This window comes from Rhodococcus sp. ACPA4 (assembly GCF_002300185.1).
GTDB classification, from domain to species: Bacteria; Actinomycetota; Actinomycetes; order Mycobacteriales; family Mycobacteriaceae; genus Rhodococcus_F; species Rhodococcus_F globerula.
The window spans coordinates 1,196,926-1,223,684 of sequence record NZ_NSDY01000001.1 but is presented as its reverse complement, the minus strand read 5'-3'; the positions used below and the strand labels follow the sequence as shown (position 1 = coordinate 1,223,684).

Annotated in this window: 1 protein-coding gene; it reads left to right on the top strand. The window is 64.2% G+C overall.

Annotated elements, in window-relative coordinates:
- Positions 1-136 precede the first annotated feature (136 nt).
- On the top strand, positions 137-26,671 hold the full coding sequence (locus CJ178_RS05550; RefSeq protein WP_095887847.1) for a non-ribosomal peptide synthetase: 26,535 nt from the start codon (positions 137-139) through the stop codon (positions 26,669-26,671).
- Positions 26,672-26,759: the final 88 nt, after the last annotated feature.

The following is a 26,759-nucleotide window of genomic DNA, read 5'->3' as shown; positions in this document are numbered from 1 at the left end:
ACGCGATGTGCGGTGGCTCGAACAGGGTCGTTCATGGTTTCCACTCTCGATATCGAGGCGGTGCGATGTACTTCTTCAATCCCCGAACCACACCTTTCGATCGCCACTCCCGGCGAAGCATGCGGGGGTGGTTGTGATGGGTACCGACAATCGGGATGAGCAGTCGCGAACTCTGCCTGCCGGGGCGTTTCCGTTGTCCGCGGTGCAGCGGAGCATGTGGTTTGCGCAGCAGTTACACCCGGCGGTTCCGTATTTCATCGCGCAGTACATCGAGATACACGGCGACCTGGACATCGACTTGTTGTCGCGGTCTGCGGTGGCGGCGGCGCACGAGTTCGAATCACCGTTCCTGCGGTTGATGTACCCGGATGGCGAGCCGTGCCAGATCGTCGACCCCACAATCGGCGCGGAGATCGACTACTTCGACTTTCGAGAATGTGACGATCCGCGCGAAGCTGCTGCGGAGTGGATGGACAACGATCACGCAACACCGCTCGATTTGACGCGAGACCGTCTGGTCGAAATGACGATCCTACAAACGGGGGATCGAGATTACCTGTGGTACACGCGAATTCACCACGTAGCGCTCGACGGATACAGCGGCATGACCATCGTCAACCGCATAGCGGCGCTCTACACCTCGGAACTCGAGGGGCGTGAGCCCGCGCCCAACAAGGCGCTCGATGTGGTGAAGCTGTCGGAGTTGGACCAGGCGTATCGGGCGTCGAGTCGATTCGATGCTGATCGGCAGTACTGGGCCGAGCGCATCGCGGGCGTGGATCACGGATCGACACTCGCGGGCCGGGAAGCACCACCTCGCGCGCATTCTCGGATTGTGACGGATTCGCTGTCGGAAACGTCCGTCGCAGCTCTGGACGAGTGGAGTGCACGTTCGGGTGCAACGCCGGCTGCTGTGCTGATTTCGGCGTTGGCCTGCTACCTATCGCGTCGTACCGGTTATCGGGACGTGTTGATCAATTTGCCGGTCTCGGCTCGCACCACAGCGCCGTTGCAGCGCTCGGGCGGCATGTTGGTCAACGTGGCTCCGCTGCATATCGAGGTGCTCCCGGGTGACACTGTCGATGATTTGGTGGGGCGGGTGCAGCTCGAGCTACTCGGCGCGCTTCGGCATCAGCGGTGCAGCCTCGAAGACATTCGCCGGGATGCCGGACTGTCGATGGAGGATCAGCGACTGTCCGGGCCGATGATGAACGTGATGCTCTTCCGTCAGGAAATCACCTTGGGCCCGATGGTTGGCGAGTACCACATCGTGACGTCGGGTCCGGTGGAAGACCTGCTGGTCAACATCTATCAGAGCGGTAGTCCCGTCAAGACGCTGATCGAGTTCCGCGCCAATCCGGATCGTTACGAGCGCACCGAACTCGAAGAGCACCACGCAGATTTTGCGGAGTTGATTCGTGAGTTGATCGCGGTTGGTCCCGGCACACCGCTGGATCACGTACATCGCAGGACGGCTGAGATCGGTAGGGAGCGCGCGCGGGCTCGTGAGCTCGAGCAGTTCTGGGCCAGGGAGATGACGGACGCCCCCGAAGGCGCGTCGGTGGTGCTTGATCGTCCACGCACCTCGGATCACCGCGAGGAGATCGGAACTCTGCGCACCCCGATCGCACCCGAGTTGCACCAGCGCATGCGGGCAGCGGGCACAGACGTGTTCAGTCTGGTTCACGGCGCCCTGGCCATCGTGCTGTCTCGGCTGACAAACACCGACGACATCGTGATCGGTGCTCGATTTGCGCCGGGCGCACCCGTAGTGCCGCTCCGCAGCGCAGTCGATCAAGCGCATTCGTGCGCCGATGTGTTGAATGATGTTGCAGACCATGATGTTACGGTCCGCGACTACAGCCAGGGCGTAGTGGACACCGCCGGACTGCATGTCGTCCTGACCGACGGTCCTACCAACCGCACAATCGAGGGCGCAGACCTTTCCATCGGTGTGGTCGACGACGCGGGAACGTTGACGTTGGACGCCGCCTACGACCAGGATGTGCTCGACGAGCGCTCCGCGCAGCAGGTGCTCACGCGAGTGCTGCGGGCATTGGGCCGGGCGCTGGAATCTCCCGGCATGGCAGTGGGTGATCTGCCGATACTCGACGAGGCCGAAGGGGAATCGCTCCGCGCAGTTCCCGGTCCCGCAGCGGCGTCCCCTCGCACTCTCGCGCACATTCTGTGCACCGCCGCACAAGTGAATCCGGACGCCGACGCGGTAGTCGTGGGCGATCAGGCACTGACGTACCGAGACCTCGACGCCCAGTCGAATGTGTTGGCGCGAGAGTTGATTGCGCGCGGAGTCGGCCCGGGGACGTATGTTGCGCTCGCGCTGGCACGTTCACGAGAATCGGTGATCGCTACCTGGGCTGTGGCGAAGGCCGGCGGCGCATTCCTTCCCGTCGACCCGCACTATCCGTCCGACCGGATCACGCACATGCTGACCGACTCCGGGGCGACACTCGGGATCTGCACCAGTGATGTCCGGGGCGGATTGGGGGACACTGTCGACTGGCTGGTGCTCGGCGACCTGGAGCACCGTTCGAGCGCAGCTATCACCGACGCAGATCTGCTGAGGCCGCTGCGACTCGACGATCCGGCCTATCTGATCTACACCTCGGGTTCGACCGGCGTACCCAAGGGCGTTGTGGTCACGCATCGCGGTGTGAGCAGTTTTGCCGAGGAACTACGAATCCGTTTCGGTACCAGCCCCGACGCACGGACCCTGCACTTTTCTTCCCCCAGTTTCGACGCGTCCGTTCTCGAACTCCTGCTTGCGTTCGGAGCCGCGGCGACGATGGTGATCGCACCGCCCACGGTCTACGGCGGTGAAGAACTGGCGGAGGTCCTGCGCGCGGGCAAAGTGACGCACGCATTCATCACCCCGGCTGCCCTCGCGACTGTTGATCCGGACCACCTGCCCCTGCTGCGTGTGATCGCCACGGGCGGTGACGCGTGCTCGTCGTCGCTTGTCGAGCAATGGTCCGGGCACCGGTTGATGTTCAACGCGTACGGACCGACCGAGACGACTGTTGTCGCCACCATGGCCGGTCCGCTGCGCAGCGACGTTCCGGTCACGATCGGTCAACCCGTGCGGGGAGCGTCGGCGATGGTGCTCGACGCACGGTTGCACCCCGTGCCGATCGGGGTAGCCGGTGAGCTGTACGTCAGTGGTGTCGGCCTGGCCCGCGGCTACCACGGACAGGGCGCCACGACGGCTCAGCGTTTTGTCGCTGCCCCGAACGGGGAAGCCGGCGAGCGGATGTACCGGACGGGTGATCTGGTTCGTTGGACTGCCGACGGTGAGTTGGAATACCTCGGCCGCAGTGACTTCCAGATCAAAGTCCGCGGATTCCGGATCGAACTCGGTGAGATCGACGAAGTGCTGCGTCAGCATTCGAGCCTCGACGACGTGGTGACTGTCGGGGTGAGCGGCAGCAGCGGACAGACGATGCTGGCGTCGTACGTCACGGCAGCGCCGGGGATGCGTATCGAGGTGCCGGAGGTGACGGCGCATGCTGCGGCATCGCTTGCACCGCACATGGTGCCCTCACGCATCGTGGTGCTGGACGCGATTCCCCTGACACCCGCCGGGAAGATCGACCGCAACGCCTTGCCGGGAATCGACGAGGCGTCGGGGATCGGCGAGTACCGCGCACCGGAAAGCTCTACCGAAAAGCGCGTCTCGGCTGTGTACTGCGATCTTCTCGGCATCGCCCGCGCCGGCACGAATGACAGCTTCTTCGACCTCGGCGGCGACTCGCTGATTGCCACGCGTGTGGTGGCGCGGGTGAACGGTGCGCTCGGCACGTCCCTGAGCGTGCTCGATCTGTTCGAGGCGCCGACCGTGTCCGGATTGGCTGCGCGCGCGGATTCCTCGGATTCACGTGAGACTCTCCTCCCGCCGTTGACGAGGATCGAGCGTCCCGAACCGATTCCGGCGTCACTGGCGCAGCAGCGCATGTGGCTGATCAACCAACTCGACCCGGCGTCGCCGGCGTACAACATTCCGATCGCCGTCCACTTGACGGGCCCCCTGAACGTGGCGGCATTGTCGACAGCCCTGCGGGATGTCCTGATCCGCCACGAGTCCCTACGCACGGTGTTCCCGGCCACCGCGTGGGGTCCGGTGCAGAAGGTGCTCGACGTCGCCGATGTGAATCCGGAACTGACAGTCGAGACGACTTCCGCCGGCGCGATGCGTGCCCGAGCCGAAGAGCTGGCGCGGCTGGGGTTCGACGTCACGTCGGCGCCCCCGGTGCGTGCAGTGTTGCTCGAAGCCTCCGAACACGACCACGTGCTGGTCCTGGTGGTGCACCACATCGCCGCCGACGGTCTGTCGATGACACCGTTGGCCCGCGACGTCATGGTGGCGTATTCGGCCCGGGAGTCCGGACGGGTTCCGGCGTGGTTGCCGCTCGAGGTGCAGTACGGCGATTTCAGCGAGTGGCAACGCCGTGTGGTCGGTGATGCGGCAACACCCGATTCGATACTCGGCTCGCAGTTGAATTTCTGGCGCGGGGAACTCGCTGCCCGCGACGACCTTCCGGAACTTCCGATGGATCATCCGCGCCCGGCGCGTGGATTCCTGCGAGCCCACGACGTGAACTTCACGGTCGATGCACCGACCTATCGCCGTGTTGCGGCCATCGCTGCCGAGCACGATGCCAGCGTGTTCATGGTGGTGCATGCAGCGTTGGCGGTCCTCCTCGCTCGGGAGTGCGGCGGGAACGACATCGTCATCGGCACACCCGTAGCCGGGCGAAGTGAGCGTGCGCTCGACGACGTCGTCGGCATGTTCGTCAACACGTTGGCCCTGCGCACCGTCATTGACGGGGCCGCGAGTTTCGAAACCGTCGTATCCCGCACGCGCGCCACCGATGTGGCAGCACTGCGGCACAGCGACGTTCCCTACGACGTGCTGGTGGACGCTCTGAGCGGTGACTCGCCGCTGTTCCAGGTCATGCTTGTCATGGAGGGTGCAACGCCCACCGAGGTTGCTCTGCCGTCCCTGACCGTCTCGGTGGACGAATTAGACACCGGCGCAGCAAAATTCGATCTCCAGGTCATTGTCACCGAGCGCGGTGATCACCTGGAGGGGAGATTGAACTACGCAAGTGATCTGTTCGACTCCGACACCATGTCCGGATTGGCAGATCGGTTTGTCTCTCTTCTCGACACAGCGACTCAGAAGCCGGATTCCGTCGTCGGAGACATCGACCTGTGCGCAGTAGGCGAGCGCACGTTGGTCCTCGAGCGGTGGAACGCGACGTCGCGACCGCTCGAGGCACTGACCCTGGACGATCTGACACGCGCCCAGGCCGAGCGGAGTCCCCAAGCCGTCGCTCTGCGCTTCGATGACGCCGCTCTGACCTACGAACAGTTCGACAATCAGGTGAACTCACTGGCTCGGACGTTGATCGCCCGCGGCGTCGGGCCTGATCAGCGCGTGGCGGTGGCGCTGCCGCGCTCGCTGGAACTGTTGGTGGCGATCCATGCGGTGATCCGCAGCGGCGGCGCATACGTCCCGGTGGATCCGGACCATCCCGAGGAACGAATCCGGTACGTGTTGTCCGTGGCATCACCGGTGTGTGTCCTCGGAAGCAATGGACATCACGGGCACCTCCCGACGGATATAGACGTCCTCGATGTCGACCTCGAGGCTTCGCCGACCCCTCCGGTTACCGACGCCGACCGGATTGCTCCGCTCCACCCGGACAACATCGCTTACGTCCTCTTCACGTCCGGCTCCACCGGTCGCCCGAAAGGTGTTGCGGTATCGCATCGTTCGATAGTCAACCGGCTGAAGTGGATGCAAGGCGCCTACCCGCTCGAACCGTCGGATGTCGTGGTGCAGAAAACGCCGATCACTTTCGACGTCTCGGTCTGGGAACTGTTCTGGCCCCTGCAGACCGGTGCGGAGTTGGTGATCGCGGCGCCGGACGGTCACCGCGACCCGACCTATCTCTCGACGTTGATCGCCGAATCGCGGGTCACCGTGGCCCACTTCGTTCCGTCCATGCTCGCCGAGTTTGTTGCCGTCGCGTCGCGCGGCGACTGCGCAACTCTGCGCCACGTGTTCAGTAGCGGCGAAGCACTGCCTCCGGCCACGGCGATGGCCCTGACCCGCGTGAGTGACGGCGCCCTGCACAATCTGTACGGCCCCACAGAGGCAGCTGTGGACGTCACCGCGTCCGAATACCTGCCGGGCCCGGGAGCGTCGGTTCCGATCGGCGCACCGGTCTGGAATACCCAGGTCTACGTGCTCGACTCGCGCCTGCATCCGGTTCCGGTCGGCGTTCACGGCGAGTTGTACCTCGCCGGCGTCCAGTTGGCGCGCGGCTATTTCGGCAGAAGTGAGCTCACCGCCGACCGTTTTGTAGCCGATCCGTACAGCCGAACCGGGGCCGCCCGCATGTATCGCACAGGCGACATCGTGCGGTGGCGGGTGGACGGTCAACTCGACTACATCGGCCGAAAAGATTTCCAGGTCAAGATTCGTGGTCTGCGGATCGAGTTGCCGGAGATCGAATCGGCGATACTGCGCACCCCGGGGGTAGCGCAGGCAGCTGCCCGTGTTCATCACGACGACGCGCTCGGCGATTCTCTAGTCGGATACGCGATCGGCGACAAGGGGGCTGCTCTCGACCCGGATCGGATTCGGCAGGTGCTTCGGGACGAACTTCCGGCGTACATGGTGCCGTCGTCGATCATCACGATGGACGCTTTTCCGCTCGGTTCCACCGGAAAACTCGATCGAACGGCGTTGCCGGATCCCACCTTTACGAGCACGCGTGCATATGTCGCACCACGGACGCCGCTCGAGCAGACCATCGCAGACATCCTCGCTGATCTTCTCGGTACCGACGAGATCAGCGTCGACGACAACTTCTTCGACATCGGCGGCAACAGCCTCATCGCGGCCCGCGCGATTGCCCGTATCAACGACGCGCTGGGGGTGAGCCTGTCAATTCGCAGTATCTTCGACGAGCCGACAGTCGAAGGCTTGGCAACGAACTGCGAGAGCGCGGCGCGCGCAGCGACAACGCTTCCACTGGAACCGCAGGCGCGTCCGGACCGAATCCCGTTGTCGCTGGCCCAGAAGCGAATGTGGTTCGTCAACCAGTTCGACATCAGCTCGTCGGCGTACAACGTGGCCATCGCGATCCGGATGCGCGGCGACCTCGATCACGGTGCCCTGCAGAATGCACTCGGCGACGTACTCGAGCGGCACGAATCGCTGCGCACGTCGTTCCCGATGGTGGACGGTGTTCCCGCTCAGGTCGTCGTTCCGGCAGCTGATGCGTTGCCGTCGCTGCCACTGCACCGCTGCGCGCCGGAAGAACTCCGCAGCCGGATCAACGAGGTGGCCACGGCAGGATTCGACGTCACGGCCGCACCGCCGATCCGAGCGGAACTGATCGGGGTATCGACTGACGAACATGTCCTCGTCGTGGTGGTGCACCACATCTGCGCGGACGGTTTCTCGATGGCGCCGCTGGCAATCGACGTGATGACCGCGTATTCCGCGCGCACTCGCGGCTTCATACCGAATTGGGCACCGCTGCCGATCCAGTACGCAGATGTTGCGTTGTGGCAGCAGAGCGTTCTCGGCGACGTCACCGAGAGTGGAAGCGAACTGTCCCGCCAGCTCGACTACTGGACACACCGACTCGAAGGGCTCCCCGAAGTACTGCAACTACCGACGGATCGACCCCGTCCGCGCGTTCAGGATCTGTCCGGCGCCGTTGTACGGTTCGAGATCGACGCGGACGTGCATCGACGGTTGCTTGCCACCGCGCAGAATTCTCGCAGCAGTCTCTTCATGGCGATGCACGCGGCATATGCGTTGCTGCTGGGACGACTGTCCGGGATGGACGACATCGCGATCGGTTCACCCATTGCCGGCCGAGGTAACGCGCTGCTCGACCCGATGGTCGGCATGTTCGTGGGAACACTGGTCCTGCGCACCGGGTTCGACCCCGCTCGTTCCTTTGCCGACGCTCTCGAGCAGGTCCGCAGTGTCGACCTGGACGCCTTCGACAACGCGGACATTCCGTTCGAGCGCGTCGTGGATGCCCTGGCGCCGCAGCGGTCGACGTCGCACTCTCCACTGTTCCAGGCGATGCTCGAGTTCAAGAACACCGAGCGGCCGACATTGACTCTCGACGGCCTGGACGTGGACATTCTCGACCTCGAAACAGTGGTGTCCAACTTCGATCTTCAGTTGACGCTCGCCGAGAAGTTCGACGAGCACGGCGAACCGGCGGGGATCGAGGCCGGATTCACCTACGCGAGCGCATTGTTCGACAGCGCCACCATCGAGCGCTTTTCCGAGTACCTGCTCCGAATCACCGACGCCGTCACCCGGGATCCACATGCGCCCGTTGGCGACATCGACTTGCTCGGTAGCGCCGAGGTGCGCGCCGCCGACACGCGAGCACTTCCCGAACCTGCGCTTCTGCCGGACTTGATCTCGGCGAACTACCGTAGCGATTCGATCGCTCTGGCCTTCGAGGGAATCGAGATCGCCTACGAAGCTGCCGATCGGCACGCCAATCAACTTGCACGAGTGCTGATCTCGCACGGAGCAGGACCGGAGAGCGTCGTGGCACTTGCCTTGCCGCGATCGGCGACGTCCGTGCTCGCGATCTGGGCGGTCGCTCGAACCGGTGCAGCGTTTGTTCCCGTCGACCCGTCGTATCCGGCAGACCGGATCAAGCATATGATCACCGATTCCGGCGCGTGTGTAGTCGTGACCACCACAACCGACACACACACCATTCCGGAGGACGTGAGCACGGTTGTTCTCGACACGATGGAGGTCCGCGCAGAATGCGCTGCCGCATCGGACGAACCGATCCGCGATTCCGAACTCCGCGCGCCCCGATCCCTCGACCACGTTGCCTACGTCATCTACACGTCCGGCTCGACCGGACTGCCCAAGGGCGTCATGGTCACCCACCGTGGCCTGGCAGCACTCGCCGAGCAGGAACGCATCACATTCGGGGTCGATGCACACTCGCGGACTCTGCATTTCAGCTCGCCCAGCTTCGACGCCTCGATCCTCGAACTGCTGCTCGCGGTGTCCGCGGGCGCAACGATGGTGATCGCACCGCCCTCGATCCTGGGCGGCGACGAACTCACGGCTCTGCTGCGCGACGAGCACGTCACTCACGCGTTCATCACACCCGCCGCTCTGGCAACCGTCGACGGAAGTGTCCTGGGCGAACTCGAGGCTGTCGGGACCGGCGGCGACGTCTGCCCGCCCGAACTGGTAGCTGCCTGGGCGCGCCCGGGGCGGATCATGATCAACGCCTACGGGCCGACCGAATCGACCGTCGTCGCGAGTATCACCGAACCGCTGACGCCGTCGCGGCGCGTCAGTATCGGACGGCCGTCGCTCGGGATCACCGCATCCGTCCTCGACGCGCGACTACACCCCGTGCCGATCGGTGTGGCCGGCGAGCTGTACGTCAACGGCGACGGTGTGGCCCGCGGGTACCGGAACCGAACCGCCGTCACAGCCGAACGCTTTGTCGCCGATCCCGCCGGAGCTCCAGGCAGCCGGATGTACCGGACCGGTGACCTGGTCCGCTGGAACGGTGAGGGCGAACTCGAGTACCTCGGTCGCAGCGACTTCCAGGTCAAGATCCGCGGCTTCCGCATCGAACTCGGCGAGATCGAAACGGCACTCACAGGGTGCCCTGGTGTGGCTCAAGCTGTCGCGACCACGGTCGAGCGTGACGGCGGACCGGCACGGATCGTCGGATATGTCGTTGCCTCGGATACCGACGTCTCGCTTCTGAGTCCGGATGACGTGATCGCGGTGGTCAGCACCCAACTGGCCCCGCACATGGTGCCGTCGACGGTTGTCGTCCTGGACGAATTGCCGCGCACGTCCAACGGAAAGCTTGATCGCCGCGCACTCCCGGTCCCGGACTTCGCTGCCGCCCGAACGCATTCGCGAGCAGCGGAAACCGAACTCGAGACGGCTCTCGCCGCATTGTTCGCCGACGTTCTCGGGCTGGATTCGGTAGGCGTGGACGATTCGTTCTTCTCACTCGGCGGCGATTCGATCATGTCGATCCAACTGGTGGCTCGCGCTCGCACGAGCGGCATCGTGTTCTCGCCGCGTGAGGTGTTCGAAGCCAAGACCGTCGCCGCACTTGCGGCAGTGATCGAGCTCGCCGAAGACGCCGCACCGCTCGTGCTGGAGGAACTGCCGGGAGGGGGAGTGGGTTCGATGCCGCTCCTGCCGGTTGCGCACTGGTGGCTCGATCGATTTGCCGAGAACACGGCAGGACTGGACTCGTTCTCGCAGTCCACTCTGCTCAACGCCCCCACTGCTCTGCATGGCATCGAACAGCTCACTGCCGCAGTACAAGTCGTTCTCGACCGCTACGGAACGCTGCGCGCTCGACTCGAACTGCAACCGCACCGGGCGCTGGTCGTCGGCGAGATCGGGAGCATCGACGCGGCCCACGTGTGCCGACGCGTTCAGGTGGACGCCGAACCGGGAACGTCGGAGTTCGACGAGGCGATCGTCACCGCCCTCGACGACGCCCGCGACGCGTTGGATCCACGAAACGCGTCGATGATCAAGGTCACCTGGTTGTCCGGCCCCACCGGCGCCGGACGCTTGCTCCTGGTCATTCACCATCTTGCAGTGGACGGTGTCTCCTGGCGGGTACTGGTACCCGAACTCGCGGCAGCCTTCCATCAACTCGACGCCGGACTCACCCCCGCCTCGACGTCGACCCCCGGTGAGACGTCCCTGCGGCGGTGGGCAACCGCCCTCGCGGAGATCGCCCCGACCCGTCGCAGCGAGATAGACCTGTGGCGTTCCATGCTGGCCGGAGCGGACCCGCAAATCGGTTCGCGGCCGCTGGACCCGCACCTCGATACCGGCCGGGCGTTGGCGCGCGTAGCCGTCGAGGTTCCGGTGGACGTGTCCGAGACCGTACTGACCGCCTTGCCCGCGCTGTATTCGGGCTCGGTCAACGACGGACTGCTCGCTGCGCTGGCGCTGGCGGTGACGCAGTGGCGATCGTCTCGCGGAGTTCGGGCCGACGACGTGCTGGTCTCGTTGGAGGGACACGGTCGCGAGGCGCACGTCGTCCCCGGTGCCGATGTTCTGCACACGCTCGGCTGGTTCACGACCGTGTTCCCGGTGCGGGTGGATCTATCGGCAGTCGATACCGCCGCACTGCTGTCCGGGCAGGAAAATGCCGGACCGCTTCTCAAATCGGTCAAGGAACTTCTTCACGCAATTCCCGACAGCGGCATCGGATACGGACTGCTCCGCTATCTCGACGATGTCGGGCAGCAACAACTGTCGGGACCGGACTCGCCTCAGATTTCCTTCAACTACCTGGGCCGATTCGGCGGCTCCGAATCTTCTCACGACGGCGACTGGGCGTTGGCCTCGGACGTCGATCTGGAAGCATCCGCGCGGGGATCCGACATGCCGCTCGCGGCCGTCCTGGACGTCAATGCCGTCGCCACCGACATCGACGGGCGACCACAGTTGTCGGCTACGTGGGCGTACCCGTCCGGCGTCCTGTCAGACGGCGATGTCCGCGAGATCGCGGACTTGTGGGTATCGGCGCTCACCGCACTGGCCGCTCACGCCGAGAATTCCGAACGCGGAGGGTTCACCCCGTCGGATCTCCCGCTGGTCGACCTCGATCAGAGCGCTATCGACCGCTTCGAGGACCAGATTCCCGATCTGGCCGACATCTGGTCACTCTCGCCCCTGCAAGCCGGCTTGCTCTTCCACGCGCGGTACGCCGAACACACCGTCGACGCGTACACCGTGCAGTTGACCCTCGACCTCGAGAGCGTCGAACCTGCTCGTCTCCATCGCTCCGCGCAAGCACTGCTCGATCGGCACGACAACCTCCGCACCTCGTTTGTCACCGACGAGGCCGGCAACTCCGTGCAGATCGTCCACGCGAATGCGGTTGTGCCGTGGACCGAGATCGACATCTCCCCGCTGCCGCCCAGCGAGCAGGACACGGAATTCTACGAACTGCTCCGAGCAGATCGCGTCCGCGGGTTCGACATGGCCACCGCGCCGTTACTGCGTTTCCTGCTCCTACGTACGGGGGAGACAACCTACCGACTCATTCTGACCAACCATCACATCCTCCTCGACGGTTGGTCCATGCCGTTGCTGCTGCGGGATCTGCTGACGCTGTACGCGACGGACTCCGACCAAAGTGCCCTCTCGCGCGTCCATCCGTACCGTGACTATCTCGAATGGCTCTCACACCGTGACACCGAGTCGGCTTTGACAGCCTGGTCGCATGCCCTGGCCGGGATGGACGAACCGACCTTGGTCACGCATGCCCACACGGCCGAAGAACTGACCACTACATCGCGTGACACCTTCCTCGAACTCGATGTCGCGCGAACCGAAGCCCTGCGCGGGTTCCTTCGATCCCGCGGACTGACCATGGCATCACTGATCCAGGTGGGCTGGGGACTCGTGTTGAGCGAGTTGCTCGGCCGCGACGACGTGATCTTCGGCGGCACGGTGTCCGGGCGTCCACACGAGGTGCACGGTATCGAATCGATGATGGGGTTGTTCATCAACACCGTTCCCATCCGGGTGCGACTCGACGCACGAGAGTCTTTGGCCGAGTTGTGCATTCGCGTGCAGAGTGAGCAAACTGCGCTGCTCGACCACCATCATGTCGGTCTACCGGACATCTCGGCCGCAGTGGGCAGCGCAGCCACGTTCGACACATTGACCGTCTTCGAGTCGTACCCGGTCGATCGCACCGGGTTGTCCGCCGGAATAGACATCGCCGGAATGCACGTACTGGACGTGCATGACGCGCAGGACGCCGCGCACTACCCGTTGGCCGTCATCGCGTCCACCGACGGCGGCATGTTCAAGCTCAAGTTCGAGTACTTCCCGGGTGCACTCGCCGATCGGGACGTCGACGCGGTAGCCGACCGGTTGATGCGGACCCTCGAACTCATTGCCGCGCATCCCGACTTGCCGCTGGCTCACCTGTCCCTGATGCCCGAGCAGGAAATGCGCGAACTGGTTCCGGCGTACGGGACGCCGGGCGGGTCGAATCGCACTCTTGCCGAACTGTTCACCGACGCCGCGGCCCGTTTTCCGGATCGGATCGCACTGACCGCCGGCACGCGCCAGGTCACCTACCGCGAACTGGACAACGCATCCGATCGCCTTGCCCGGATGCTCATCGCCGATGGTGTCGCGGCTGAGGATCGGATCGCGATCGGCGTCAGCAGGTCCGTCGAATCCGTCGTCGCGATGTGGGCGATCACGAAGGCCGGCGCCGCCTTTGTTCCGGTAGATCCGCGCTATCCACGTGAGCGAATCGAGTTCATGCTCGCCGACTCCGCTGCACACATCGGCATCACCACCACCGAGCACTCCGGTGACCTACCCGCCGCTATCGGATGGATCGAACTGGATTCACCCGAAACGCAAGCGCGTCTGGCCACCTTGGCATCGGGCCCCAGCGTTACCCCCACGCGCTTGGGCAACGCGGCGTACGTCATCTACACCTCGGGATCGACCGGACAACCCAAAGGCGTACTTGTCACGCACTCCGGCCTCGAGAACTTCGCCGACGAGGAACGTGAGCGTTTCGGGATAGACGAGCAGTCCCGCACCTTGGCATTGTCCTCGCCCAGTTTCGACGCCTCCGTTCTCGAATACCTCCTCGCGTTCCCCAACGGTGCCACCATGGTGATCGCGCCGACCACCGTGTACGGCGGCGAGGAACTCGCCGCAGTCCTGCGCGATGAGGCGGTCACCCACGGATTCATCACCCCGGCCATGCTCACCTCAGTGGATCCGAGCGGCATCGACGCGTTGACGTGCGTGATCGTCGGCGGTGAAGCGTGCCCACCGGAACTGCTGCACACCTGGGCACCGGGGCGCTCCTTCCACAACCTGTACGGGCCCACCGAAACCACCATCGGCGCCAACATCAGCGACCCGATACCCGCCGACGGCACCGTCGTCCTGGGTGGACCGATCCGAGGCGTGCGCGAACTGGTCCTCGACCGACGCCTCCAGCCGGTGTCCGTTGGAGTGCCCGGTGAGTTGTACATCGCCGGCGCCGGACTGGCGCGCGGCTATCACCAGCGTGCCGGGCTGACCGGCGAGCGCTTTGTCGCCGACCCCTACGGGGAACCGGGGGAGCGGATGTACCGCACCGGCGACGTCGTACGCTGGCGCGCCGACCGTACCGTCGAATACCTCGGCCGCAGTGACTTCCAGGTCAAGATCCGCGGCTTCCGCATCGAACTCGGAGAGATCGACACCGCCCTCGCCGCATTGCCTGGCGTCGAATTTGCCGTCACCCTCGCCGTTCACGGACCGGCCGATCAACAGGCACTCGCGTCGTACGTCCTGATCGACAGCGATGCTGCGGTGACCGTCGCCGACGTCCTCACACACGCACGTCAGCACCTGCCCCCGCATATGGTCCCCGCCAGTGTTGTTATCCTGCATGACATCCCACTGACCGGTACCGGAAAAGTCGACCGGGCGGCCCTACCTGAACCGCAGTTCGACACCGCGGGCGGAGAATTCACGGCCCCGACCACCGAGTTCGAACGACTGATTGCCGCAGCATTCGACGAAGTCCTCGAATCGGGACCGATCGGTCTCGACACACACTTCTTCGACGCCGGCGGAAACTCGCTCACCGCGACTCGCGTCGTCGCACGGGTGAACGCCGCGCTGGGCTGCGACATCGGCGTCCGGACCCTGTTCGACGCCCCGACGGTACGGGCACTGGCACACGCCGCCCAGAACGCCGGCCGCGACCTCACCGCGCGAGTGCCACTCACCCCGATCGAGCGCCCCGAACCCATCCCGGTATCCGTCGCGCAGAAGCGCATGTGGTTCCTCAACCAATTCGACATCAGCTCACCGGCATACAACATCCCACTTGCCGTCACCCTGACCGGAGAACTCGACCACGACGCGCTGACCCGCGCTTTCGACGACGTCCTTGACCGCCACGAAAGCTTGCGGACGATGTTCCCCGCCACCGCCGGAACACCGACGCAACGCATCGTCCCCGTCGATGACGTTCCACTGAATCTGGAACCGGAACCCGTCGCCGAGCAGGATCTGATCAACCGCATCCTCGAATTCGGATCAGCAGGCTTCGACGTCTCACGCGCTGTCCCGATTCGCAGCACACTGCTCGAGATCGCCCCGGATCGCCACGTTCTTGTGGTCGTGGCTCACCACATCATCGCCGACGGGTTCTCCATGAGCCCCCTCGCGCTTGATGTTGCCACCGCCTACGCCGCACGTAGCACCGGCAGCGCGCCGACCTGGGCCGAACTACCCGTCCAGTACGCGGACTTCACGCTGTGGCAGCAGGCGAACCTCGGTTCGGAGGAGGACGCGGACTCGGAGATCTCCCGTCAACTCGACTACTGGACACACCAACTGGCGGATCTGCCCGACCCTATCAATCTGCCCTCCTCGCATCCCCGTCCGGCAAAGCAGTCGATGCAAGGCGCCGTGGCGGCGTTCGAGATTCCGGCGAGCACCCACCGACTCCTCTCCGATGTGGCCCGCCAGCGCGGCGTCACCATGTTCATGGTCCTGCACAGCGCTTACGCGGCACTTGCTGCCCGACTATCCGGCCAGAGCGACATCGTGATCGGAACACCCATCGCCGGACGCGGTGAAGCCGAACTCGATCACCTCATCGGCATGTTCGTGAACACCCTGGTCCTGCGCACACCGCTCTCACTCGACTCCACCTTCGCCGACCTGCTCGATCAGGTGCGCGAGATCGACCTCGGTGCGTTCCAGCACGGTGACCTACCGTTCGAGCGTCTGGTCGACACACTGGACCCTGAGCGCTCCACATCGCACACTCCGCTGTTCCAGATCCTCCTCGAATTCCGCAACAACGTGGTGCCGACACTCGAACTTCCCGGACTGAGTGTGTCCGGAGTGGACATCGAACTCCCTGTCGCCAAATTCGATCTGCAACTGTCGGTCACGGAACGGTACGGGGAACACGGCGCTCCCGACGGCATCGACGCCGAGTTCATCTATGCCACAGATCTTTTCGACGCCGATCTCATGGAAACTTATGCTCGCCGGTTTGTCGAACTGCTCACCGCCGCCGCACAGGAGCCGACAACCAGGCTCGGCGACCTCGACATCCTCGACGACACCGAGCGCCGCACAGCGCTGACCGAATGGAACACCGCAGGATATGCGTCGCTCACCGCAGACGACACCATCGCAGATCGCTTCTACGCGAGCGTCGCGGCGCATCCCAACGCCACTGCGGTCGGTGACGGCACCACGTCACTCACTTATGGCGAACTCGACGGCCGCGCGAATCGACTCGCCAGGCTGCTGATCGCCCAGGGGATAGGACCGGAATCCGTCGTCGCCGTCGCGCTGCCCCGCACCACCGAGTTGGTGGTTGCGCTTCTTGCCGTGATCAAAGCGGGTGGCGCGTACCTGCCCATCGACGTCACCTACCCGGAAGAGCGCATCCGATTCCTCGTCGCCGACGCACAACCCGGCGCCCTGATCACGTCCGACGAATTCCGGCGGATGTTGCCCGACGGCCTCACGGACGGTTACAGCCTCCCGGTGATCGAACTCGGGACGCCGGAAACAGACCTGCGTCTCGAGCATCTTGCGCCGTCCCGGATCACCGACGCGGACCGCCTGGCTCCACTGCGCGGCGACTCGATCGCCTACATCATCTACACCTCCGGATCGACCGGACAGCCCAAGGGCGTGCTCGTCTCACACCGCAACGTCCTCACCCTCATGGACAACGCGTCCCCGACATTCGGCTTCGACCACACCGACGTGTGGACGATGTTCCACTCCTACGCCTTCGACTTCTCCGTCTGGGAACTGTGGGGCCCGCTCCTGCACGGTGGCCGCCTCGTTGTGGTCGACTACTACACAACCCGCTCACCCGACATGTTCGACGAATTGTTGCGCCGCGAAGGCGTCACCGTCCTCAACCAGACACCCACCGCGTTCTACCAACTCGCAGAAGCCGACCGCGGTCATCACCCAGCACCCGGCGAACCAGACCTCGCACTGCGCTACGTCATTTTCGGTGGAGAAGCACTCGACCTCGGTCAACTACGAAAGTGGTTCGACCGCAGACCCACAACACCTGCACTGATCAACATGTACGGCATCACCGAGACCACCGTCCATGTCAGTCGCATCGCCTTGACCCGCGACGACGCGCATCGCGGCTCCGCCAGCATCATCGGCCGCGGACTACCGGGAATGAACGTCTACGTCCTGGACCAGCGACTACGCCTGGTACCGCCCGGCGTCGTCGGAGAAATGTATGTATCCGGTGACCAGATCACCCGCGGGTATCTCGGCAAGCCCGCATTGACCTCTACGCGGTTCCTACCCGACCCTTTCGGTGGCTCGGGGGATCGAATGTATCGAAGTGGGGACCTTGCGAAGTGGAACGACGCGGGGCAGCTGGAGTATGTGGGACGCAGCGATTTCCAGGTGAAGGTGCGTGGTTTCCGCATCGAACTCGGTGAGATCGAAGCCGCCATGCTCCGCTGCCCCGGCGTCGCGCAATCCGTTGCCACCGTGCGCAGCGACAGTGGCAGCTCGAGAATCGTCGGATACGTTGTGCCCGAAGCTGGAGCGAGCATCGATTCCGAGGCAGTGACCGTCTCCGTGTCCGCCGAATTGGCGTCGTACATGGTGCCGACGGTGATAGTGGTCCTGGACGAGCTTCCGCTGACCGTCAACGGGAAACTTGATCGGGGACATCTCCCGGCCCCCGATTTCACCGTGCTCACTCTGGGGCCGACGTCTAACCGAAGCCCTTCCACCACAACAGAATCCATGCTCGCCGATCTGTTCGCCGACGTTCTCGGCCTACCATCGGTCGGCATCGACGATTCCTTCTTCGGCCTCGGCGGCGATTCGATCATGTCGATCCAATTGGTCTCGCGGGCCAAGGACGCCGGACTGGCCTTCACTCCGCGCGACGTGTTCGAGGCAAAAACCGTGGCCGGACTCGCGCAGGTGGTCCGCAGCGAACCCGTCGAAACCGCACCCGCACTGGAGGAACTACCCGGCGGCGCAGTCGGAACAATGCCGCTCACGCCGATCATGACATGGCTCCTCGAACGCAGTGGTGGCGATCTCGAACTGATCCGCGGCTACAGCCAGAGCGCGCTGCTCTCTCTGCCTCGTCACACCATCGCCCGTGCACTCGATGACGCCCTGCAATCCCTGCTCGACCATCACGATGTGCTGCGAAGCCGCCTCGACACCGGCACACACAGCCTGATCGTCGCCGAACCCGGAACGGTGCGCGCATCTGATGTACTGCACCGCCTGGAGATCAGTGCAGATCAGGGGCCGCAGTTCCGCCGCACCGCCGAAGAAGCAATGGCATACGCGTCGAGTCGTCTTGATCCCGAGAACGGAAAGATGATCGCAGCGGTGTGGCTCGATCCCGTCGGAGCCAGCGCCCGTGGACGGCTACTCCTGGTGATTCACCACCTCGCCGTCGACGGTGTGTCGTGGCGTCTACTCGTTCCCGATCTTGCGACCGCATATGCCGCCGCCGAAGCCCGCACTCCGGTCGCGCTGCCCGCCGGTGGGACGTCGATGCGCCGGTGGGCAACCGGCCTCGCCGAACAGGCACCCGCGCGCCGCGCAGAACTCACTCGCTGGGAAGCCACCGCCGGCCGCGACGCACTGCTGGGAAACCGGGCACTCGACCCCGCCGTCGACCTCGGTTCGACCGTGGAAAAGATCACCGTCGACATCGACTCCGCGGTCACCGACAACATTCTCACCGCCGTTCCGCACCTGTTCGGCGGCTCGGTGAACGACGGCCTGCTCGCAGCACTGGCGCTGGCCGTGACCGGGTGGCGTCACTCGCACGGCAAGCGCGGCACCGATGTCCTGATCAATCTCGAAGGCCACGGACGTGAGGAAGCCGCTGTACCGGGAGCCGACCTGTCCCGAACCGTCGGCTGGTTCACCACCATCTTCCCGGTACGACTCGACCTCGCCGGCATCTCCGTCATCGACGCTCTCTCCGGCGGCGACGCCATCGCGTCGGCAGTGAAATCGGTGAAGGAAACGCTGCTCGCCGTACCGGACAACGGCATCGGGTTCGGAATGGCCAAGTACCTCGACGACGCCCGATCACTGCATGAACTCCCGGCGCCGCAGATCTCGTTCAACTACCTCGGACGACTCGGTGGTACCGAGACCGGCAGCGAGGAAGTTCCGTGGTTGCCAGTGCCGGGAGTAACCCTCGACGAACCACACAACGGACAACTCCCGGCCGCGTCGGTGCTCGACATCAACACCGTGGCCACGGACAGCGGCAGCGGTCTGGTCCTGCGCAGCACCTGGGCGTTCCCGGGAGGAATCCTCACCGCTACCGACGCGTCGGAGCTCGCTGAACTGTGGACCCGCGCCCTGACCGCGCTCAGCAACTACGTCGAGCAGACGCACACCCGGCAACTCACCCCGTCGGACGTCGACCTCGTCACTCTCGATCAGCCTGCGATCGAACACCTGACCACACGATTCCCCGATCTGACGGACGTCTGGTCCCTCTCGCCGCTGCAATCGGGGCTGCTTTTCCACGCACAGTTCGACGACACCGGTATCGATCCGTACATGGTGCAGTTGACTCTCGAACTCGGCGGCCGCATCGATCACGCGCGGATGCAACGCGCCGCAGCGGCATTGCTCGACCGTCATCCCAGCCTGCGAGCCGGATTCATCGCAGCGCCCGGCGGGCGCGCGTTGCAGATCATTCGATCCGACGTGACGGCGGACTGGACGGATGCGGACCTGTCACATCTCCGGCCTTCCGAGATCGAAGCGGAGTGGACACGCCTCCTCGAGGCCGACCGCTCGCAGCGTTTCGATATGGAAACAGCACCGCTGATCAGGTTCATGCTCGTCCGCATCAGTGACGACTCGGCCCGACTTGTCATCACCAACCACCACATCCTGCTCGACGGATGGTCGACGCCCCTCGTGCTGCGCGACCTGCTCACGCTGTACGCCACCGACGGTGACCCCGAGATCCTGCCCCGCGCACCGCACTACCGTGACTATCTCGCCTGGCTGACCACCCGCAACAGCAACACATCGCTCGAAGCCTGGCGAGGCGCTCTGCAGGGGATCGACACACCAACGCTGTTGGGCGCGTCCACCGACGACCCCGAGCAGACAAGTGAGGTGTGCTCGGTCAGTCTCTCGCCCGAACGCACCGATGTTCTCCGCACCTTTGTCCGCTCGCACGGACTGACCATGGCAACGGTCGTTCAGGCCGCGTGGGGAATTGTGCTGGGGGAGTTGCTCGGCCGCGACGACATCGTATTCGGTGGAACCGTCTCCGGGCGCCCACCCGAAGTGTCGGGCGTCGAGTCCATGGTGGGCCTCTTCATCAACACGGTGCCCGTACGCGTTCAACTGAACGCACGAGAATCACTGTCCGAGTTGTGCGTTCGCATCCAGGGCGAGCAAGCTGACATGCTCGATCACCACTACGTCGGACTCACCGACATATCCGCAGCGGTGGGCCCTGCGGCCTCCTTCGATACCTTGACGGTCTTCGAGTCCTACCCGGTCGATCGCGCCGGACTGTCCGCCGGTACCGATATCGCCGGCATGCATGTCCTGGGAATCGACGGACGTGACTCCGCCCACTACCCCCTGGCAGTGGTCGCCTCCGAAGATCGAGCCCTCCACATCAAGATGGAATACCAGCCCAGCCAGTTCACCGAGCGTGACACCGAGATCATCGCCGAACGCATACTCATCGCGATCGAACGCATCGCGGCGACGCCGGACGAACCACTGTCCTCGATGCACATCCTCACCGAATTCGAGAGCCGCGACCTGGTCCCCGTCTTCGGCGCCCCCGGGCGATCCACTCGAACACTCCCCGAGATATTTGCCGACGCCGCCGCAACGTTCCCCGAACACATCGCACTCTCGGCCGGCGAACGCGCACTCACTTACCTGGAACTGGACCGCAAATCCAACCAGTTGGCCCGCGAACTCATCAAGCGCGGCGCCGGCCCCGAAACCGCCGTCGCGATCGGCATTGCCCGCTCGATCGAATCGGTACTCACAGTATGGGCCGTCACAAAAACCGGAGCAGTTTTTGTTCCCGTCGACCCCAATTACCCAGCCGACCGCATCGAACACATGCTCACCGATTCGAACGTCCTGCTCGGCCTCACTGTCAGCGAGTCCGTCGACTCACTCCCACCCGCGGCGCCGTGGCTCGTCCTCGACGAAGAACCCTTCATCCGGGACGTCTCCCTCGCCTGCACACTCCCGATCAGCCAGGACGAACGACTGGGTGCAATCGACCTGAACAACGCCGCCTACATCGTCTACACCTCGGGTTCCACCGGGAAACCGAAAGGCGTCGTCGTCACCCATTCCGGCCTGGACAGCTTCGCGCTCGACCAACAACGACGCTTCCATGCCGACCACACTTCGCGCACATTGCATTTCGCGACGCCCAGCTTCGACGGCGCGATCTTCGAATACCTCCAGGCATTCGGTGTGGGGGCCACGATGGTGCTGGTGCCCACCGATATCTACGGCGGCAGCGAACTTGCCGAGCTCATCAAGACCGAACACGTCACACACGCCTTCATCACCACGGCCGCCCTTGCCACCGTCAACGCCGAAGGACTCGACGAATTCCGGCACGTTGTTGTCGGGGGAGAGGTCTGCCCACCACACCTCGTCACGCAATGGGCCCCTGGACGTGAGCTCGCCAACGCGTACGGACCTACCGAAACCACCGTCATGGCCGACATCAGCGAACCGATGACCGTCGGCGCGCCCATCACCATCGGCGGCCCCATCCGAGGCGTCAGCGAAATCGTCCTCGACAGCCGTCTCCAACCCGTACCTGTCGGAGCGCACGGCGAGCTGTACATCGCCGGCGTCGGTCTCGCCCGCGGCTACCACCAGCGCACCGGGTTGACCAGCGAACGGTTTGTGGCCAACCCCTACGGCAAGCCAGGGGAGCGGATGTACCGCACCGGCGACATCGTGCGCTGGCGCGCCGACCACACCATCGAATACGTCGGTCGCAGCGACTTCCAGATCAAAGTCCGCGGCTTCCGCATCGAACTCGGCGAAATCGACACCCAGATAACGTCCATCGACGGTGTCACCAACTCCGTCACCCTCGGCGTCGAAGGACCAGGGGGAGCGACCGTCCTCGCGTCGTACCTCACCGTTTCCGAAGGATCCGACCTCAGCCCCGCCGCCGTCGTCGCGCACCTGTCCGGACGTCTGCCCACCCACATGGTGCCGACCAGCATCACCATCGTCGACGAACTACCACGCAACGCCGTGGGAAAGATCGACCGCAGCGCACTACCCGCTCCGGACTTCACCGCGCCGTCCACGGAATTCCTGGCAGCCCGGACACCACTCGAACGGCAGATCGCAGCAGTGTTCGCCGACATCCTCGACCTGGACAAAGTTGGCGTCAACGACAACTTCTTCGACCTCGGCGGCAACTCGCTGATCGCCACCCGCGTGGTATCCAGGCTGAATACCGCCCTCGAACTCGACCTCGGCGTGCGGACGATCTTCGAATCACCCACCACCTCGCAGCTGGCAGTACTGATCTCCTCGCAGCGGGAAGAGGGACCGTCGACCAGCATCCACGTCCCACTCGTTCCGTTCGAACGGACCGGCAACATTCCGCTTTCGCTTGCCCAGAAGCGGATGTGGTTCCTCAATCAATTCGACACCAGCTCAGCCGCGTACAACATTCCGTTTGCCGTGCGATTGACCGGTGACCTCGATACCAATGCCATGAAAGCCGCGATCGTCGACGTCGTCGGACGCCACGAAAGCCTACGAACCGTCTTCCCGACCGCGAACGGCGAACCGTTCCAGAAGGTGCTCGACATCGCCGACGCCCTACCCGCAGTCGCTACGGCAACGGTCGGACCCGACGATCTCTTCAGTCGCATCAGCGAGCTCGCTCAGGAAGGGTTCGACGTAGCCAACGAACTTCCGCTGCGCGTCACGCTGTTCACGGTCGACACCACAACCGACGAGGCCGAACACGTCCTGTTCGTTGTGGTCCACCACATCTGCGCGGACGGGGCATCCATGGCTCCACTCGCACGCGACGTCATGACCGCCTACCTGTCCCGAACAGCCGGCATCGCACCGGCCTGGGAGCCGCTACCGGTCCAGTACGTCGACTTCACACTGTGGCAGCAACACGTCCTCGGCTCCGAATCCGATCCCGAATCGATCATCAGCAGCCAAATCGCGTACTGGGACGCACAACTCGCCGGGCTCGACGACGTCATCGCGCTACCAGCCGACCACCCCCGGCCGCTCCAACAGACTTTCCACGGTGACCGCTTCGACTTCCAGATCAACGCGGACACCCACCGTGCACTCACCGCGCTGACTCGTGAACAAGGCGTCACGATGTTCATGGCACTACACGGCGCGCTTGCCGTGCTCCTGGCAAAACTCTCCGGAGCTGACGAAGTCAGCATCGGCACACCCATCGCCGGACGAGGAAAAGACGAGCTCGAGAACCTCGTCGGAATGTTCGTCAACACACTGGTCTTGCGCACCCCCGTGAACCAAGATCAGACGTTCACCGAACTACTCGACGGCATCCGCGACACCGATCTCGCCGCCTACCATCACTCGGATCTGCCATTCGAACGGCTCGTCGACGTTGTCAATCCCACCCGGTCCACGTCGTACTCACCACTGTTCCAAGTCGCACTCGAACTGCAGAACAACGAGACGGTGGCGCTCGAACTACCTGGACTCACCGTCGAAGCACTCGGAACAGAATCCAAGACTGCAAAGGAAGACCTCGAACTGGTCGTCAACGAATCCTTCGACGCAGCCGGACAACCTGATGGAATGTCCGCAGCCTTCATCTTTGCCGTAGACCTCTTCGAACCCGACACCATTCACGCGTTGGCGCAGAGGCTCCAACTGATCCTCGACACCGTGGTCGGCAGCACCGACATCCACGTCGCCGACATCAACATCCTCGGCGCCGACGAGACCGAATCACTTGTCCCCGCATTGGGCGCCGACGCGACCCGACCGCGCACCTGGCCCGAGATCCTCGAGACCGCTGCCGCACTGAACCCCGACGCACCGGCAGTCTCCAGCCAGGAACGCACCATGACCTACCGAGAACTCGACACCGAAGCCAATCGTCTGGCACGAGTGCTCCGCGCCCGGGGAATCGGTCCGGAAGATTACGTTGCACTCGCGCTGCCACGATCGGCCTCGGAAGTCGTCGCGATCTGGGCCGTCGCCAAGACCGGCGCCGCCTACCTGCCCGTCGACCCGAACTACCCGCACGAGCGCATTACCCACATGCTCGACGATTCTCAGGCGGTCCTCGGATTGACCGTCGCAGCACAGCACGCGAAGCTGCCCCCGAACATCGACTGGATAGTCGTCGACTCCGAACAGACCACCCGCGAACTCACATCTCGGAGTCCCGCCCGATTCACCGATGCCGAGCGCACCATGCCCCTGCGCCTCGGGCACCCCGCGTATCTCATCTACACCTCCGGATCGACCGGAAAACCGAAGGGCGTCATCGTCACACACCTCGGCCTGTCCAACCTCAACGCCGAAGAGCACCAACGCTTCAACGTGCAGACCACCTCGCGCATCGCGCACCTCGCATCCCCGAGCTTCGACGCGTCGGTCTTCGAACTGATGATGGCGTTCGGCAGCGCCGCGTGCCTCGTCATCATCCCGCCGGCCGTATTCGGCGGATCCGAACTTGCCGAGATCTTCTCGGGCGAACACGTCTCGCATGCTTTCATCACGCCTACCGCGCTGAGCTCGATCGAAAGCTCGGCACTACCGGAGCTGCAGGTACTCGCAGTCGGCGGCGAAGCGTGCCCCACCGAACTCGTCGACACCTGGGGACGCGACCGGCGGATGTTCAACGGTTACGGACCCACCGAATCCACCATCCAAGCCGCCGTCAGCACGCCAATGCGGCCAGGGAAGAACATCAACATCGGTCGCCCCGCCATCGGTTTTGCCGGACTGGTACTCGACACTCACCTGCGGCCCGTCCCCGTCGGCGTCATCGGTGAGCTCTACGTCACCGGCCCAGGTCTCGCGCGTGGCTACCACCGCCGCCCCGGACTTACTTCCGACCGCTTTGTCGCGGACCCGTACGGCGAACCAGGCCAACGGATGTACCGCACGGGCGATCTGGTTCGCTGGAATGCCGATCACGCCCTCGAATACATGGGACGAAGCGACTTCCAAGTCAAGGTGCGCGGATTCCGCATAGAACTGGGGGAGATCGACTCCGTTCTCACGTCACACCCGTCCGTGTCCTTCGCCGCAACCCTCGGCCAGGAAACACCGTCCGGCGACACTATGCTCGCGGCGTACGTGCAGCCCGTCGACGGACATACCATCGCGGAAGCCGAACTGCGGCATCATCTCTCGTCCAGACTGCCCGCGCACATGGTCCCCGCGGCAATCATCGTCGTCGACAAGATTCCGATGACGCCCGTCGGCAAACTCGATCGCCGCGCACTCCCGACGCCCGACTTCGAGAACCGCAACGTGCCGTATGCACCGCCGACAACCCGCACCGAGGAAGTTGTGACCGAGGTCTTTGCATCCGTCCTCGGCGTCGACCGCGTCGGTATCGACGACAACTTCTTCGACCTCGGCGGCAACTCCATCGTCGCAACGAGGATCACTGCCGAACTCGACGAACGAATCGGCCGACGCGTCCGCCTGCAAGCACTTTTCCTCGACCCCACACCCGCAGGCGTTGCCCGAGCCGCAGACCAGGCGAATCAACCCGCCGACACTTCCGCCTTCCTCGCTCCGGTTGTCGCTCTGCGCGCAGGTGGCACCAAACCTCCGCTGTTCTTCATCCATCCCGGCATCGGATTGGCCTGGGGATACGCAGGATTCGCTGCGCATGTGGACCCGGATCGCCCTCTCTACGGCCTCCAACTGCCGTCCCTGAGCGGAGGACCCAGCTTCAGCACCCTCACCGAACTCGCGCAGAACTATGCAGACCGCGTCCAATCACTTGCACCCAGCGGGCCCATCCATCTGGTCGGGTGGTCACTTGGCGGCGTCATCGCCCACGCTGTGGCCCACGAACTCGAGAAGCGACACGCGGACGTCTCAACAGTTGCGATCCTCGACAGCTACCCATCCGCCGACAACGACCAACCTGTCGACCTCTCCGTCGCCGAATTGGTCGCAGGACTCGGATTGCCGCCGGGGGAGACAAACGTCGCGACGTTCGACGACGCTGTCGACCTCCTCGAGCGAACACTCGGGCCCGGCACCGGTATCGAGGCCGATCACCTCGCCCGGATCAGCGACGGCTATTCCCGCTCGGTCGCACTGGTGAATGCTCACCGTCCGCCGTATTTCGGTGGCGACATCGCATTTTTCATAGCCGGACAATCTAGTGAAAACGGTCATAGTGTCGACGAGTGGCGCGCATATGTGGGCGGTGCGATCGCAGCCGACACCGTTGACTGCGCACACAACCAGATGATCGATGCAGTGCCGTCCGCATACATAGCGGCAGCGTTGCGAGAGCATCTCATCTAGGACGATGCATGAAACTGGTAGCCGCTGGGTACTACTACGCACTAAGGTGCAAAGTGGCACCTACGGGGGAGTTTGTGCCTGCTCGACA

Coding starts and splice junctions, on each gene's coding strand:
- CJ178_RS05550 (WP_095887847.1), top strand. CDS start 137: ATGGGTACCGACAATCGGGATGAGCAGTCGCGAACTCTGCCTGCCGGG.